16 protein-coding genes are annotated in these 14534 nt (G+C 50.9%); 5 read left to right on the plus strand and 11 right to left on the minus strand.

The window, feature by feature from the left end; genetic code table 11:
* Nucleotides 1-10: 10 nt before the first annotated feature.
* The 4 genes from argF (JK211_RS05545) to argF (JK211_RS05560) all read right to left on the minus strand — a co-directional run bounded on the left by argF (JK211_RS05545) (nucleotide 11) and on the right by argF (JK211_RS05560) (nucleotide 4879).
* The gene (gene argF, locus JK211_RS05545) at nucleotides 11-1015 is read right to left on the minus strand and encodes an ornithine carbamoyltransferase (protein WP_212707674.1); all 1005 of its coding nucleotides are present in this window, start codon (nucleotides 1013-1015) and stop codon (nucleotides 11-13) included.
* A 78-nt stretch (nucleotides 1016-1093) separates the two neighbouring features.
* Nucleotides 1094-2008 (minus strand): carbamate kinase, encoded by a 915-nt coding sequence (gene arcC / locus JK211_RS05550; RefSeq protein ID WP_212707692.1) that lies wholly within the window; start codon nucleotides 2006-2008, stop codon nucleotides 1094-1096.
* Nucleotides 2009-2025: 17 nt separating this feature from the next.
* On the minus strand, nucleotides 2026-3246 hold the full coding sequence (gene arcA, locus JK211_RS05555; RefSeq protein ID WP_212707675.1) for an arginine deiminase: 1221 nt from the start codon (nucleotides 3244-3246) through the stop codon (nucleotides 2026-2028).
* A gap of 628 nt (nucleotides 3247-3874) precedes the next feature.
* A complete protein-coding gene (gene argF / locus JK211_RS05560) occupies nucleotides 3875-4879 on the minus strand; it encodes an ornithine carbamoyltransferase (protein ID WP_212707676.1) in 1005 nt (334 codons plus the stop codon).
* A gap of 177 nt (nucleotides 4880-5056) precedes the next feature.
* Here argF (JK211_RS05560) and rraB point away from each other — a divergent pair, with 177 nt between their 5' ends.
* The 4 genes from rraB to JK211_RS05580 all read left to right on the plus strand — a co-directional run bounded on the left by rraB (nucleotide 5057) and on the right by JK211_RS05580 (nucleotide 7396).
* Nucleotides 5057-5482: a ribonuclease E inhibitor RraB gene (gene rraB / locus JK211_RS05565; RefSeq protein ID WP_212707677.1), complete on the plus strand. Its 426-nt coding sequence runs from the start codon at nucleotides 5057-5059 to the stop codon at nucleotides 5480-5482.
* A gap of 103 nt (nucleotides 5483-5585) precedes the next feature.
* Nucleotides 5586-6347, plus strand: coding sequence for a tRNA-(ms[2]io[6]A)-hydroxylase (locus tag JK211_RS05570; RefSeq protein WP_212707678.1), 762 nt, complete (start codon nucleotides 5586-5588; stop codon nucleotides 6345-6347).
* Nucleotides 6348-6628: 281 nt separating this feature from the next.
* Nucleotides 6629-6838, plus strand: coding sequence for a YdgH/BhsA/McbA-like domain containing protein (locus tag JK211_RS05575; RefSeq protein WP_212707679.1), 210 nt, complete (start codon nucleotides 6629-6631; stop codon nucleotides 6836-6838).
* Nucleotides 6839-7186: 348 nt separating this feature from the next.
* Nucleotides 7187-7396 (plus strand): YdgH/BhsA/McbA-like domain containing protein, encoded by a 210-nt coding sequence (locus JK211_RS05580; RefSeq protein WP_212707680.1) that lies wholly within the window; start codon nucleotides 7187-7189, stop codon nucleotides 7394-7396.
* 95 nt (nucleotides 7397-7491) lie between these two features.
* On the opposite strand, the gene JK211_RS05585 is transcribed toward JK211_RS05580, so the two are convergent.
* The 7 genes from JK211_RS05585 to JK211_RS05615 form a co-directional block, all read right to left on the minus strand.
* A complete protein-coding gene (locus tag JK211_RS05585; RefSeq protein ID WP_212707681.1) occupies nucleotides 7492-8514 on the minus strand; it encodes a C45 family peptidase in 1023 nt (340 codons plus the stop codon).
* Between the two features lie 23 nt (nucleotides 8515-8537).
* Nucleotides 8538-9263, minus strand: a complete 726-nt coding sequence (glnQ, locus tag JK211_RS05590) for a glutamine ABC transporter ATP-binding protein GlnQ (protein WP_212707693.1) — start codon at nucleotides 9261-9263, stop codon at nucleotides 8538-8540.
* A gap of 2 nt (nucleotides 9264-9265) precedes the next feature.
* Nucleotides 9266-9922 carry a glutamine ABC transporter permease GlnP gene (glnP, locus tag JK211_RS05595; RefSeq protein ID WP_212707682.1) on the minus strand — a complete coding sequence of 219 codons (657 nt, stop codon included), beginning with the start codon at nucleotides 9920-9922 and terminating at the stop codon, nucleotides 9266-9268.
* A 58-nt stretch (nucleotides 9923-9980) separates the two neighbouring features.
* Nucleotides 9981-10733 (minus strand): glutamine ABC transporter substrate-binding protein GlnH, encoded by a 753-nt coding sequence (glnH, locus tag JK211_RS05600; RefSeq protein WP_371734583.1) that lies wholly within the window; start codon nucleotides 10731-10733, stop codon nucleotides 9981-9983.
* A gap of 274 nt (nucleotides 10734-11007) precedes the next feature.
* Nucleotides 11008-11565 carry a carboxymuconolactone decarboxylase family protein gene (locus tag JK211_RS05605; RefSeq protein ID WP_212707683.1) on the minus strand — a complete coding sequence of 186 codons (558 nt, stop codon included), beginning with the start codon at nucleotides 11563-11565 and terminating at the stop codon, nucleotides 11008-11010.
* A 3-nt stretch (nucleotides 11566-11568) separates the two neighbouring features.
* Nucleotides 11569-12906 (minus strand): aspartate aminotransferase family protein, encoded by a 1338-nt coding sequence (locus JK211_RS05610; RefSeq protein ID WP_212707684.1) that lies wholly within the window; start codon nucleotides 12904-12906, stop codon nucleotides 11569-11571.
* Between the two features lie 134 nt (nucleotides 12907-13040).
* Entirely contained in the window at nucleotides 13041-13895 is an 855-nt protein-coding gene (locus JK211_RS05615; protein WP_212707685.1) for a MurR/RpiR family transcriptional regulator, read from the minus strand.
* A gap of 453 nt (nucleotides 13896-14348) precedes the next feature.
* Here JK211_RS05615 and JK211_RS05620 point away from each other — a divergent pair.
* The coding region (locus tag JK211_RS05620) for a hypothetical protein (RefSeq protein ID WP_212707686.1) at nucleotides 14349-14534 on the plus strand (186 nt) is incomplete at its 3' end.

Consider the following 14534-nt stretch of genomic DNA (forward strand, 5'->3'; position numbering starts at 1 on the left):
CTGTGGTCGGTTAGTCTGCCAGGGTTGCGACCATGACTGCCTTGATGGTGTGCATCCTGTTTTCTGCTTCATCAAACACAATCGAACAGGATGACTCAAACACCTCATCAGTGACTTCCAGGCCCTTCAGGCCATAAGTCTCTTCGATTTCACGGCCTACAGAGGTGTGCTCATTATGGAAAGCGGGCAGGCAATGCATAAATTTCACACCGGGATTCCCGGTTGCCGCGATCACTTGCTGGTTTACCTGATAAGGCTGCATCAGGCTGACGCGCTCTGCCCAGGCCGCTTTGGCTTCTCCCATTGACACCCAGACATCGGTATACAGAAAATCCACCCCCCGCACCCCGTCACTGACCGATTCGGTCAGGAGAATCCGGGCACCGCTGTCCGCCGCAATAGCCTGACATTGTTGTACCAGGGTCTCTTGCGGCCAGAAATCACGCGGTGCTACCAGCCGGATATCCATACCGATAATGGCAGCGGCGACCATCAGTGAATTACCCATGTTGTTGCGGGCATCCCCCAGGTAAGCAATGCTCAGGGATGAGAGCGCTCTGTCTGGTGCATGCTCCTGCATAGTCATTAAATCAGCCAGAATCTGGGTCGGATGAAACTCATCAGTCAGTCCGTTCCAGACCGGTACACCGGCGAATTCCGCCAGCTGTTCGACAATTGGCTGACCAAAGCCACGGTATTGAATGCCGTCGTACATCCGGCCCAGTACCCGGGCGGTATCTTTCATTGATTCTTTATGGCCAATCTGTGAACCCGATGGCCCGAGATACGTAACCCTTGCCCCCTGATCGAAAGCCGCGACTTCGAAAGCACAGCGGGTGCGGGTGGAACTCTTCTCGAAGATCAGCGCAATATTCTTACCGGTTAACCGGGGATGCTCTTCGCCGCGCTGTTTATCCTGTTTCAACTGACGGGCGAGTGTCAGCAGGTAATCAATTTCTTCCGCTGTGTAATCCAGCAGTTTCAGAAAATGGCGGTGTTTCAGGTTAACTGACATATAAAATCCTTATCTGAATTATCCTTTTCCGGCTCCCGAAGAAGCCGGTGTTGAGTAACAGCACCGGCTGGCTGGCCGTTATCCGGCAACAATCAGTGTGCCTTTTTTCCCGGAAAGAATGCTGCAGCCGTCCTGCAGAGCACCAATCCCGGCAATTCCGTGGCACTGCCTGACAAACCGGCAGCAGGCCGACACTTTTGGTCCCATCGATCCGGCATCAAACCTCAGTTCTTCCAGTGAACTGGCGGTTGTCTGAGCAATGGCTTCCTGTGACGGGGTATTCCAGTTCAGGTACACGGCATCTGCATCGGTGAGGATCAGTAACGCATCCGCATTCAGCTGGCGCGCCAACAGGGCGGCAGACTGATCTTTATCAATCACGGCCTCCACTCCCTGTAACCCGTTTTCACCTTCTGTGACCGGAATTCCGCCCCCGCCGTTACAGATCACCAGATAATCATCGGCCAGCAATGTGATGATCGCCGCGCTCTCGACAATACTGACCGGCAGAGGTGAGGGCACCACCCGGCGAAAACCGTATCCGTCGGCTTTTATCTGCCACGGGTTGTCTGCCGGTAATGCAGCCAGCTGATCGGCTGAATACAGCGGACCGATAAACTTACAGGGATCCTGAAATGCCGGATCCAGCGTATCGACCTTCACCTGTGTCAGAAGGGTGGTAATATGGGTATCCGGCAGACAGTTTTTCAGGGCCTGCTGCAGCATATAGCCAATCATTCCCTGGGTTTCGGCCCCCAGCACATCCAGCGGGTAGGGGTTGACGGAGGTATAAGCAGCATTCTGTAGTGCCAGCAGCCCGACCTGAGGCCCGTTACCATGCACCAGTACCACCCGCCATTGTGCGGTCAGTCCGGCAATCACGCTGGCGGCAATCAGGATATTTTTTTGCTGAATACCGGCTTCCAGAGGGTCGCCGCGTTTCAGCAGCGCATTGCCTCCCAGAGCAACGACCAGTATCGGTTTTTTGTCCATATTATTTGTCCCGCTCATTAAATACCGTCCCTTTCCAGCGGACAGCTCATGCACCTTGCACCACCGCGTCCTCTGCCCAGTTCATCACCGGCGATGGGGAGTACGGTGATCCCGGCTTTATCGTATTTTTCGTTAGTCCGGAGATTGCGTTCGTAGCCAATCACCACCCCCGGCCGGATGGTCAGCACATTGTTGGCATCGTTCCATTGCTCGCGCTCTGCTTCGAAACGATCACCTCCGGTTGTGATCAGGCGGATATGGTCAATATCCAGAGCCAGCTCAAGAGCTTTGGTAAAACCACTTTCTTCCGTACGTCGCAGACCGCCATAACCATCCGGAGTCAGTGTCCAGCAAGGGATATGCTGGTTAATGATCTGCGGGTAGATAGAAAAAGTATTGATATCCAGGTGTGTCATCACGGTATCAAGATGCATACAGGAGCGTTGCTGAGGTAATTCCAGCACGATAACGCGGCTGGCCTGCTGATGTTTAAACAAGGCGCTGGCAAGAAATTCTATTCCCTGGGCGGTGGTACGTTCCGACAAACCGATAACTACCGTGCCGCGGCCAATAACCAGCACATCGCCACCCTCGAGGGTGGCATTATCATAGTTAAGATCGTCATCCCCGTAATAGCGGATAAAATCACCGTCATTAAAGGCCGGGTGCCAGCGGTAGATAGCCCGCAGGTTATGGGTTTCCCGCTGGCGGGCTATTTTTGCCATCGGGTTAATACTGACCCCCTGATAAATCCAGCATGAGGTGTCGCGGGTAAATAAATGGTTGGGTAACGGACGGGTAATAAAGTCGTCCTGATCACTCTGACGTCCGGCAATATTACGTATTTCCGCAGGTAATTCATCGCAGGTTAAGCCTCCGGTGAAATGACTGGCCAGCAGGCGGTGTGGCATTTGATCCAGCCAGCTACGGATATCGGCCGCAAAACGTGGCCCGAGGCGATAATCAGAAATTTGCGTTTCCAGCAGCCAGTGTTTTGCCGCCGGAACATCCAGCGTCCGGGTCAGTAAATCTGACAGTAGCAGTACCTCAATCCCCTGCTGTCGCAGGGTATCGGCAAACTGATCGTGCCCTTCTCCTGCCCGTTCAACAGATAATACATCGTCGAACAGCAGATCCTGGCAATTGCCAGGCGTCAGCCTTTTCAGGCTCAGATGAGGGCGATGGAGTAATACGCTGCGTAATGTACCAATTTCAGAACCAACATAATGCTTTTCCATAGATGCTCCTTATCGGTGGAATAAACAGTATCTGCTGAATTAAACAACAGACACTGTTCCTGATAACTCGCCTGAAAATAACGAATTACCAGCACTAAGAACTGTGACTATATTCAAGGAGTTGTTGGTTATTGTCAGGGGGTTGCCGCTTTATGAGAGGGATCATTATTTAGGATTTTATTTTTTTATATAAAATGAAAATATACCCGAATAATCAGCGTGGTTATTTCAACTAGCGTAGTCTGTAACGCTATTTTAAAAAGCACAAAAATAAATATGATATTGATATTTAACGACAAATTTATCGTGTTGAATTTTTATACATTATACAAGGTGATTATTTAATACGCCGAACTGGCCGGGGAATAGTTATTCACAGAAGTGGCAGGAAATGAAAAGTTATATTTATGAACTGATTCTTGTTTTTTATTATTATTCTCTGATAACAGTCAGTTATATACATCACTGCCGGCGATCGGATACCAGATATGCAGTTATAATGAATGTTATTTCCTTTTGTCTGCTTGCCAGACGACGGATTTTAAAATAACTATGCCACAGGCGATGGCTGCGCAGAAAAGAGCATGCAGTGACAGACAGCACTATCACTGCAAAATCGCGGGACTGATTACGGGCTGAGAGTCGCAACCATGACCGCTTTAATGGTATGCATCCGGTTTTCTGCCTGATCAAACACAATGCTGTGAGGTGACTCAAAAACGTCATTAGTCACTTCAATACCCTCAGTAAAGCCATATTGTTCGGCCATCTGTTTGCCCAGAGTGGTTTGATCGTCGTGGAACGCCGGCAGGCAGTGGAGGAACTTCACCTGTGGATTACCGGTAAGCGCCAGCATATGGTTGTTTACCTGGTACGGACGCAGCAGGGCAATCCGTTCGGCCCAGGCTTCTTTTGCTTCACCCATCGACACCCAGACATCCGTATAAATAAAGTCTGCGCCTTTTACTCCATCAGTAACGGATTCCGTCAGGGTTATTTTCCCGCCGGTCTGCCGGGCGACGGCCAGGCACTCTTCCACCAGCTCTGCATCCGGCCAGCATGCTTTCGGCGCGACCAGCCGTAAATCAAGTCCGGTCAGTGCTGCCGCTTCCAGCATCGAATTTCCCATGTTATTACGGGCATCGCCTGCATACACCAGGGTTATCTGGTTCCAGGACTTACCCGGTAAGTGCTCCCGCATAGTCAGCAAATCGGCCAGTAACTGGGTCGGATGAAACTCCGTCGTCAGACCATTCCAGACCGGTACCCCGGCATATTCAGCCAGCGTCTCGACAATACTCTGTTCATATCCGCGGTACTGGATACCGTCATACATCCTTCCCAGTACCCGTGCTGTATCTTTGATTGATTCTTTATGGCCGATCTGGTTACCACTGGCACCCAGCCAGGTCACCCTGGCCCCCTGATCGTAAGCGGCAACTTCGAAAGAGCAACGGGTTCGGGTCGAATCTTTTTCGAAGATGAGCGCAATATTTTTTCCTTGCAGGGCAGGGGATTCCTCACCTTGTTTTTTATCCTGTTTCAGGCTGGCGGCCAGACTCAGTAACTGTTCAAGTTCAGCAGAGGTAAAATCCAAGAGTCTCAGGAAATTACGCTGGTAAAGCTTACTCATATATCGCTCCGGAGATAAAAATCATATGAATTAATATTCAATCTATATGTATGAATATTCATTTTCAACCTTATTTTCAGTTATCCTGCGCTTTAGAGTAGTGCCGCGCCTGTGGCTGTGGGAAAATAGCCGCTGATGCGGGGGAATGCCCCTGAGCGCACCTGAGGAATAATCCCTATGACATTTGAATCCTTTATGGAAGAACAGCGCGAAGAAACACGCGAAATCATTGAAGAATTACTGGAAGATGGCAGCGATCCTGATGCGCTCTATACCATAGAGCATCATTTATCCTGCGACAGTTTTGATGCGCTGGAAAAAGCCGCTGTTGATGCATTCAAACTGGGCTATGAAGTGACTGATCCGGAAGAGCTGGAACTGGAAGACGGCACCACAGTTATGTGTGTCGATATTATCAGCGAAGTGGCACTGAAGGATGAACTGATTAATGCTCAGATCGAACAACTGGTGAAAATGGCCGGTAAGCACAATGTGGATTACGACGGCTGGGGAACTTACTTTGAAGATCCTGATGCCGAAGATGAAGACGAAGAGGATGATGAAGACGGTTCTGACTCCCATGACAACGGTGTGCGTCACTAATTAGTTGTCAGTTTTCGTCGTAAGCCCGTCCCCTGGTCTGATGATAACGGATGGCCGGGGCAGCGTTCACCTGCAGATTTTTTTGTCTGATATCCACTGAATTATGAATGACTCAGCCCTGATAGCCCCCCTGTTACAGTTTTTACATTGCCGGACACCCCGGTCATGGCTTGATGAAGCCGCCAGACCAGAAAATCTGCCATTACTATTAATCGATCACCTGACCTGTGAACTGAAAGCCGCACAGACCGCGGCCTGGCTGCTCCGTAAATATGCAGCGGATAAACCCGGTAGTGAAACCCTTAATCACTGGTTGTTGCCTTACGAAAATTTTATCTACCGTGAATGTCCTGACAGTGATTTTATTGAGGCTCACCGCAGTCTGGGTAACCGGATTACACGGCGGGCAGAGTGTCCCCGCGCTGATGATCTGATTGATAAAATGGTGCTGTTGATAAAAGAAGAATTGCACCATTTTTATCAGGTCTGGGAAATTATGCAGTCCCGGGGGGTGGCCTACCATAAAATTACCGCCAGCCGTTATGCCAGAGGACTACTGCGCGAGGTGACCACCCATGAACCCGACACGCTGGTGGATAAACTAATCTGTGGTGCATATATCGAAGCACGTTCCTGTGAACGTTTTGCCGCACTGGCCCCGTACCTTGATCCTGAACTGGCAAAATTCTACCGTTCGTTATTACGTTCTGAAGCCCGTCATTATCAGGACTATCTGACCCTTGCACGACAGATTTCCCCCGGTGATATCAGTGCACGGATCCGGAAAATAGGCGAAACGGAAGCAGCATTAATTACCGGACCGGACACGGAGTTACGTTTCCATAGCGGTCCGCTATCACATTAGAGAAACCTTTTGATAACATTATAGTTTTTGTTTTAATGGCAAATCATTCGGGTGTTTATTCCATATAGTGTAATCATTAAAGCCTAATGATCTGCATATTATCTAATATTTAGCAGTAACGACTGCATTTTTGGCTTCATCCGGTTGGTTTGTCATCATCATTCATTTATTTTGAATAAGATAAGCAATTTGTTCAGCTTTCGTGCAACCGGACACAGGGCTATGATTCACCGCATCAAGGCAATACGGCCTTCAGACAAAAATAAATTAAGGTGACCCTCATGAAATCCATCAAAACTTTAGTTGCAGTTGCAGTCCTTTCCCTGATTTCTTTCGGTAGCTTTGCTCAGAGCGTTACCGCCTGTGCAAGTACTCTTGATGCCGCTGAAGCACAGATTGCAGCTCAGGCCCACAAAGCCGGCGCTTCTTATAAAATTACCGAAGCAAATTACAACAATGGCGTGCATATGACCGCCGAACTGAATAAGTAACAGAGACAGAAGGCTCCCCGGCGGAAAATATCCCCGGGGGAGTCTTTCCTGCAATATTCCCCCGCCACCTGTCTGCCCCTGTATTTTCAGGCTCCTCACTCAGTTATCTGCTGTGTTATATAAATCCGGCCCGGACAGACGGATATTTTATCCGCGGAACAGAACCTGAATTCACCGGATAATTGCCGGTTGAATAGCCGAACAACTGCGCTACAGTCGGGACTGAAGTCACCGGCGATATGTGTGCCCTGTCCCGTCAGGCGACTGACGACATCTGACAGGCCTGGCGGTCATGTCATCAGGGGGATCATCATCCGGCCAGTGACCCAACCGTTAAAGGAAGCGACCATGAATACAATAAAAACCGTACTGGCGGTGAGTCTGGTGTCTTTACTTTCATTCAGTAGTTTTGCGGAAAGTGTGACTGCAACGGCAGATAATCTGGATGATGCGGAGGCGAAAATCGCGGCGCAGGCCAAAAAAGCCGGAAAATCGTATACCATCATTGAAGCCACTATGAATAATGGTGTGCATATGACGGCAGAGCTGCATAAATAAATCTGCCATCAAAAAAAACAGCTATCTGCGTCTGCGGATAGCTGTTTTTGTTTGCGGATCCGGGCACAGAAAAATCCTCTGCGGTCCGCTGACTCTTATGGCTGAGTTTTTTCCCCGCAGAGTGCGACTGCCGGGCGATCAAGTCCATACAACGACCAGTCAACGCCGTCAGCATTCAGCCGGAAAATGACGGTTGCCAGTGTATTCTCCTGATCCGGATCGTCTTTCACCAGCCGGTAGACAGGCAGTTTTCCGTCAGTATCAGATAGAATAGTCAGCATCTGTTCGGCTGACAGTGCGGTTTCCGCGGATAACAGCTGATCGATCCTGTGCTGGCGTGCGGCTGAACTTCCGGTAATCACTTGTTCGCAGGCCGACAATTGCGGGTGTATCAGATGATTAGCGTGGCCACTGTTACCCGTCAGCATGGTCACACTGTTGCCCTGACCGGTCGCTTCTACGCTGAACAGGCGCGGATCACCGGCCTGCCCCAGCGTGTGATGAAATGCGCCTGCCCGTGCCGTCGCCGTCAGTATCAGGACGGCATCGTCAAGACTGGTAGCATTCAGTGCCGCTCTTGCCAGTATCTGACGAGGTAAACCCGCCGGACGTTGTACTGCCCTGATATTATTGACGGTATTCACAACGCCGTGCTGATTTACCGCAAAGGTGTGCCCGCACAGAGACCCGGGATAGGCGAAGCTGACAAAAGCACTACCCTGCAACGGCCTGATATCGGCGATAAAACAGTCATCCCGCAATTGCGGAAAGCCATCCTCATTATGGGCAATAAAACACTGACCGGCACTGTCACGACCCGCCAGAGTGGTGCAGCCATCTGAGGTTGAACGTACCAGATCACCGCGGCAATTCCAGGCAAAAACCGCGTCCAGCGGGGCATCTAATCCGCAGGCCATCCCCTGCAGTTCCTGCCATATCAGCGGATACTCGCGTTGCACAGCCTCAGCCATTGCCCGTGCCTGTGGTGAATCTTTCAGGCGAATAACCGTTTGCCACAGCGTGGTTTCCGGCAGCTTATTATGCCATGCCGCCTTACCCGCGCGGCCCAGTTGTTCGCCAATGGAAAAAGCACCACCACGGAGCGTGATTATGTTCATATACGGAGTATCTCAGTTTTAACTCAGGAAACGTGCTGCAGGAATTCCTGCAAACGGGCGCAGCCATTACCGCCCTCAATCAGCCCGGCGGGCGAACCATCTTCAGCAATGGTACCGCCATCGATAAAGATCAACCGTGAGGCAACATCCCGGGCAAAACCGATTTCGTGGGTCACAATGACCATTGTCATCCCCTCTTCAGCCAGAGAACGCATAACCTGTAATACTTCGTGGCGCAGTTCCGGATCCAGCGCGGAGGTAGGTTCATCAAACAGCATCATCTGTGGCTTGACGGCCAGTGCCCTGGCGATGGCAACACGCTGCTGCTGTCCGCCGGAAAGCTCTGAAGGGTAATGGTCAGCACGTGCTGCCAGACCGACCCGTGTCAGTAAATCCATCGCCTGTTTACGTGCATCTGCTTTACTGGCATGGCGAACCTTAAGTGGTCCGAACATGACATTTTCCAGGGCTGTCAGATGAGGGAACAGATGAAACTGCTGAAAGACCATTCCGGCTTCACGGCGGATATCCTGCTCATTAACATGCGGATCGGTCAGGTGCATACCTGCCACTATCAGAGCCCCGGAAGAAATTTCTTCCAGTTTATTAATACAGCGTAACAGGGTGGATTTACCGGATCCGGAAGGGCCGATAATAACGACTACTTCACCGGCATCAATTTTCAGATTGATATCATGCAGCACCTGCGTTGAGCCAAAATTTTTCGAGACATTTTGAAATTCAACCATACTCATAAAATATGCATCCTTTTTTCCAGAGTTTTAAGCAGGAAGCTCAGACACAGAGTAACAATCAGATACAGTGCTGCAACTGCGGTCCATACTTCGAGTGCGCGGAAGTTACCGGCGATAATTTCCTGTCCCTGACGGGTCAGTTCGGCAACCCCAATCACAATAAATAATGAGGTATCTTTGATACTAATGATCCACTGGTTACCCAGTGCTGGGATCATACGGCGTAATGCCAGCGGCATAATGATGTACCAGAGCGTTGCCCGTGAAGACAGACCCATTGCCAGTCCGGCTTCTTTAAAACCTTTATTAATTGATAGCAACGCACCACGGGTAATTTCGGCAATATAGGCGCCGGAATTTATCATAATGGTCACAACCGCAGCGGTAATCGGATCAATACGTACCGGTAAAGCGAGTGGCAGGGCGAAGTAGATAAACATCACCTGCACCATAATCGGCGTTCCGCGGATAAGCTCGACGAAAATCAATGACACCGTCTTTGAAAATCTGCCGCCTAATGCGCGACAGACACCGGCGATCAGCCCGATGACAAACCCTCCCAGTAACCCGACTACTGAAATGAACAGGGTCAGTTTGAGCCCCTGTAATAATATTGGCACGGCTTGCCAGACATAACTGATATCAAAATTCATAATCTTATCCGCATGGTCAAATAGACAGTGGGCCAGCCATCACTGGCCCGAAAAACAATTACTTAGGTTCTTTGTCGAACCATTTTACGTAGATTTTGTTATAGGTACCATCAGCGCGTAACTCTTTCAGCGCTTCGTCAACACGTCTGGTGTAAGGGCTGTTTTTCTGCAGCGCAAAACCGTACTGCTGTGGCAGCACGCTATCGTTTTCACCGGTCGCTTTGATTTTTCCGTTACCGGCAGTTTTTACGTAATACAACACGTTCGGCGAGTCATGAACGACCGCATCAATATTGCCGGCCTGCAGATCGAGATAGGCGTTATCGATGTTCGGGAACTCGACATAATCAGCTTTTACATTGGCTTTCATATAGGTTGCAGCGGCCGTACCCTGCTTCAGGCCCACTTTTTTACCCGCCAGATCGCTGAACTTATTAATACCGGTGGCTGAGCTTTTTACCGCCATCAGCAAGTCAGCGTTGTAGTATGGGGCGCTGAAATCAACAACCTGTGCACGTACCGGCGTAATAGTGATCCCAGCCATAGCGACATCAATATTACGTGACTGCAGACCAGGGATCAGACCACTGAAATCCATAGGTTGCAGGGTATAGTCGACATCCATTTTTTTAGCGATGGCATTCCACAGATCAATATCAAAACCAACATATTTGTTGTCTTGTTTGAATTCGAATGGAACAAATGCGGTATCAACACCGACCGTCAGTGTATCTTTAGCAACAGCATTAAAGCTGAATGCACTTGCCAGTAAGGCCAGTGAAACACCTACAGTATTAATTGTTTTCAGCATAACGAGTCCTTTTTATAAGATCGGATGATGTGTGTCAGTCATACTCAAAAAAGCAATAACCATGCCAGAATTAAAAAACAAATAACCCGGGGAAATAAATTATATAACCAAATGATTTAAAAGGGTTTTATATGTTATTTGGTTGTTAACTTTCAGCATTCTGGCTGTGGCGCGGGTAATCAGTTTTTCTTATAAAGGCGGCGAAAGAGTTTGCACTTCTTTGGTGCCCCCGGCGGAGCGGGGGAGCACCATTTTAGTGCGATAGCGGGCGGAGTCAGAAGCCTATGGGTGTATGCTGCGCCGGGGTTCGGGCAACATTCATAACCATTGCCAGTAAGCTGTAATAGCCATTGATGCCGATCAGATCCATGACCGCTGCTTCACCGAACTGTGCCACGGACTGCTGCCAGATATCGTCACTGACATGCTTTTGCTGATGTAACTGCTGGCAGAACTGATATACCAGCCATTCATCCTGTTGCAGAGCTGTATCAGCAGGCCGTTGCTGATGCTGTATCGCGTCAATTGCCTGTTCTGAAATCCCCTGTCCGCGGGCAATGGGCGCATGAATCTCCCATTCGACCGGCTGACCCCAGTAACGTGCTGTCACTAAAATAGCCAGTTCAGATAACCGCAGGCCGATTGCACTACGGTAGCGCAGGTACTCACCCAATCGTTGTGCATGAGCCATTAGTTCAGGGCTACGCAATAATGCCTGAAACGGAGGCAGTAATGCTCCGCGTGGCCCCTGAATCACTTCTTCGGCCAGTGTCCGCTGTTCATCGCTCCAGTCCTCTGGTGCCAGCGGTGGCAGGCGGTTAGTTATGGTCATCGGTCAGGCACCTGCTGCGTTGTGTGTTTCGCGGATGATCACCTGTTTCAGGGTATCGACCACCACATCCAGTTGCTGCTGAGTCACAATAAATGGCGGTGCAATCAGGATATGGTCACCCTGCTGTCCGTCAATCGTGCCACCCATCGGATACACCATCAGCCCCTGTTCAAGGCAGCCGCGTTTAATGGCGGCGTGCAGCTTCAGCGCCGGGTCAAAAGGGGCTTTGCTCTGTTTGTCTCTCACCAGTTCAATCCCGGCAAATAAGCCGCGTCCCCGGGTGTTACCGACAAATTCCAGTCCGGCAATCTCATTGTCTAATTGTTGTAGTAAATAATTTCCCTGGTGCTGCACATGACTTAATAAATTATCCCGCACAATTACTTGCTGTACAGCCAGTGCGGCGGCGGCAGCGGTCGGATGGCAAATATAGGTATGGCCATGCTGAAACAGTCCGCTGCCCTGACGTAGCGGTTCAATCACCTTATCGCTGACCAGCACGGCACCAATAGGCTGATAGCCGCCACCCAGTCCTTTTGCGACAGTGACAATATCCGGTACCACGCCATCCTGTTCGAAAGAATGCAGAGTTCCGGTACGGCCCATACCACACATCACTTCATCGGCAATATACAGCACACCGTATTTATCACAGAGCCTGCGCACTCCGGCAAAATACCCCTTTACAGGAGGGACAGCACCGGTGGTGGCACCACTGACAGTTTCGGCGATAAAGCCAATAATTTTTTCCGGGCCGGTCTCAACGATGGTTTGTTCGAGTTCATTCAGTAACCGTTCGGTATATTGCTGTTCGGTTTCATCGTGGCGCTGATCACGGTAGGCATTACAGGCCGATACCCGCGCGACATCCATCAGTAACGGTGAAAATTGTTTACGACGCCATTCATTACCGCCTACCGCCAGTGCACCCAGAGTATTACCGTGGTAGCTCTGACGACGGCCAATAAAAGTGGTTTTTTCCGGCTGTCCGGTTTCCACACAATACTGACGGGCCAGTTTCAGGGCGGTCTCGACCGCTTCAGAACCGCCGGAAACAAAATAGACGGAATTCAGATCCCCGGGAGCGCTGCCTGCCAGCTGATCAGCCAGCTTTTCTGCCGCATCACTGGTGAAAAATCCCGTATGGGCGTAGGCGAGTGTATCGATCTGCCGGTGCATTGCTGCCAGCACATCCGGATGAGCATGGCCCAGGCAGGATACTGCCGCACCGCCACTGGCATCCAGGTAACGTTTACCTGAAGCATCGGTAATATAAGCACCCTGTGCCGAGGTAGCGATCGGCGGAGTAAAATGAAGACTGCGGTGAATAATATGGCTCATTGATCATCCCGTTACTGGTACGGCAGGGGAAACCCCGGATAAGAGATATACTCTCAGATACAATTGGATCATTCAATATAATAATGATTCATTTGTATCATTTCGGGTGTTGCGGATCAGCGCCGGGTGGGAGACTATTTACCGGGGAATATATAGGCCCCGGAATCAAACAGATAGCGCTCAGCACTCTCTATCCGGCGGATAGCCTCGTCACCATGTCTGGCGACCAGGGCGGCCATCAGGCATTCGGCAATTCCCATCCCTGAAACCACGGAAGGAAAAAAAGACGGACTGCTGACCGGAAACAGCAGGTTACAGGTGGCGGCTTGTGCCAGAGGGGACAGAGGAGAATCAGTGATAGCAATCAGAGTGGCACCGGCGGCCCGGGCATATTCGGTAATTTGCAGAGTCTCCCGTGAATAGGGGGCAAACCCGACGACAACAACCAGGTCGCGGCAAGTAATCTCACGGGTAAAAATCTCCTGATTGCTGGCCAGCCCGTCAATCAGAGACACCTGACGGTGGAACAGGCGATAGATATAGTAGAGTGACCATGCGACCGGAAAACTTGCCCTGAAACCGCAGATATAGACCTGGTCAGCGCTATCCAGCAGGCTGACCGCCTGTTCCAGACTGTGACGGTTATTTTCCTGAGTTTGCTGTAAATTGGCCGCAAAGGCTGAAAAAACTTCGTCATATAATGCCGGATGCTGCTGCTTATTTTGCAGATCGCTGGCACGGGCAGCGTAGCTGTCATCCGCCAGCCCCATGCAACGGATAAAGGCATCTTTCAGCTCTCCCCAGCCATTGAACCCCAGCCGTTTCGCCAGCCTCAGCAGGGTGGCGGGTCTGACTCCGGCGTTTCCGGCAAACGCCCGCATCGATAACACTACCAGTTCATTATTGTGTTCCAGTATGAACTCTGCGGCTTTTTGCAGCTCCGGCGTCAGGGCCGGGTAATGTTCAACAATAATTTTACGCGGGTCCATAAGGGGAGGTCTCCGGGGGTTATTGGTTCAGGGGGGATGATAGCGTGCCTTTAGGGATTTGTATGTATTCACTCAGGAGCAGAGGGCGCAATGGCCGCGCCCTCTGCACTCCGGGCCTGTGCGGCAGATCGGTTCCGCCGCTGCGCGGTAGCTTCGGTTATTTCCGGCCGGGGCGGTACTGTAACGCTGATGCGGGTATGCCGCATATCAATCCGGAGGGGTTCTGTTCGCCATAACGTCAGGTCATTTTTTGCTGCCCCGCAGCGGGCGACCAGGCAAAGGGCGCAATGGCCGCGCCCTCTGCACACTCATTCACTCAGCGGCCCGGATGCCGCCTCCGGTAACCTGCCTCAGCTATCGATAACGCTGATTGCAGAAAAACTTTTTCAGCGATAAAGGTATCTGATTAATTTCGATTTATTACCGGGGCGGTACTGTAACGCTGATGCGGGGATGCCGCATATCAGTCCGGCGGGGTTCTGTTCGCCATTATGTCAGGTCATTTTTGCTACCCCGCAGCGGGCGACCAGGCAAAGGGCGCAATGGCCGCGCCCTCTGCACACCGGGCCTTTGCGGCAGATCGTTCCGCCGCTGCGCGGTACCTTCGTTCATTCCCGTGACCTTGACGGACCGGCCGCG

Origin of the sequence: Tatumella sp. JGM130 (assembly GCF_018257525.1) — a bacterium.
GTDB lineage: Bacteria > Pseudomonadota > Gammaproteobacteria > Enterobacterales > Enterobacteriaceae > Tatumella > Tatumella punctata.

Excerpts from the sequence above, each read along its gene's own strand:
- rraB (WP_212707677.1), top strand. The coding sequence starts at position 5,057 with ATGACATTTGAATCCTTTATGGAAGAACAGCGCGAAGAAACACGCGAA.
- JK211_RS05615 (WP_212707685.1), bottom strand. The coding sequence starts at position 13,895 with ATGGACCCGCGTAAAATTATTGTTGAACATTACCCGGCCCTGACGCCG.
- JK211_RS05580 (WP_212707680.1), top strand. The coding sequence starts at position 7,187 with ATGAATACAATAAAAACCGTACTGGCGGTGAGTCTGGTGTCTTTACTT.
- JK211_RS05585 (WP_212707681.1), bottom strand. The coding sequence starts at position 8,514 with ATGAACATAATCACGCTCCGTGGTGGTGCTTTTTCCATTGGCGAACAA.
- arcA (WP_212707675.1), bottom strand. The coding sequence starts at position 3,246 with ATGGAAAAGCATTATGTTGGTTCTGAAATTGGTACATTACGCAGCGTA.
- glnP (WP_212707682.1), bottom strand. The coding sequence starts at position 9,922 with ATGAATTTTGATATCAGTTATGTCTGGCAAGCCGTGCCAATATTATTA.
- argF (WP_212707674.1), bottom strand. The coding sequence starts at position 1,015 with ATGTCAGTTAACCTGAAACACCGCCATTTTCTGAAACTGCTGGATTAC.
- glnQ (WP_212707693.1), bottom strand. The coding sequence starts at position 9,263 with ATGGTTGAATTTCAAAATGTCTCGAAAAATTTTGGCTCAACGCAGGTG.
- glnH (WP_371734583.1), bottom strand. The coding sequence starts at position 10,733 with ATGCTGAAAACAATTAATACTGTAGGTGTTTCACTGGCCTTACTGGCA.
- arcC (WP_212707692.1), bottom strand. The coding sequence starts at position 2,008 with ATGGACAAAAAACCGATACTGGTCGTTGCTCTGGGAGGCAATGCGCTG.
- argF (WP_212707676.1), bottom strand. The coding sequence starts at position 4,879 with ATGAGTAAGCTTTACCAGCGTAATTTCCTGAGACTCTTGGATTTTACC.
- JK211_RS05605 (WP_212707683.1), bottom strand. The coding sequence starts at position 11,565 with ATGACCATAACTAACCGCCTGCCACCGCTGGCACCAGAGGACTGGAGC.
- JK211_RS05575 (WP_212707679.1), top strand. The coding sequence starts at position 6,629 with ATGAAATCCATCAAAACTTTAGTTGCAGTTGCAGTCCTTTCCCTGATT.
- JK211_RS05610 (WP_212707684.1), bottom strand. The coding sequence starts at position 12,906 with ATGAGCCATATTATTCACCGCAGTCTTCATTTTACTCCGCCGATCGCT.
- JK211_RS05570 (WP_212707678.1), top strand. The coding sequence starts at position 5,586 with ATGAATGACTCAGCCCTGATAGCCCCCCTGTTACAGTTTTTACATTGC.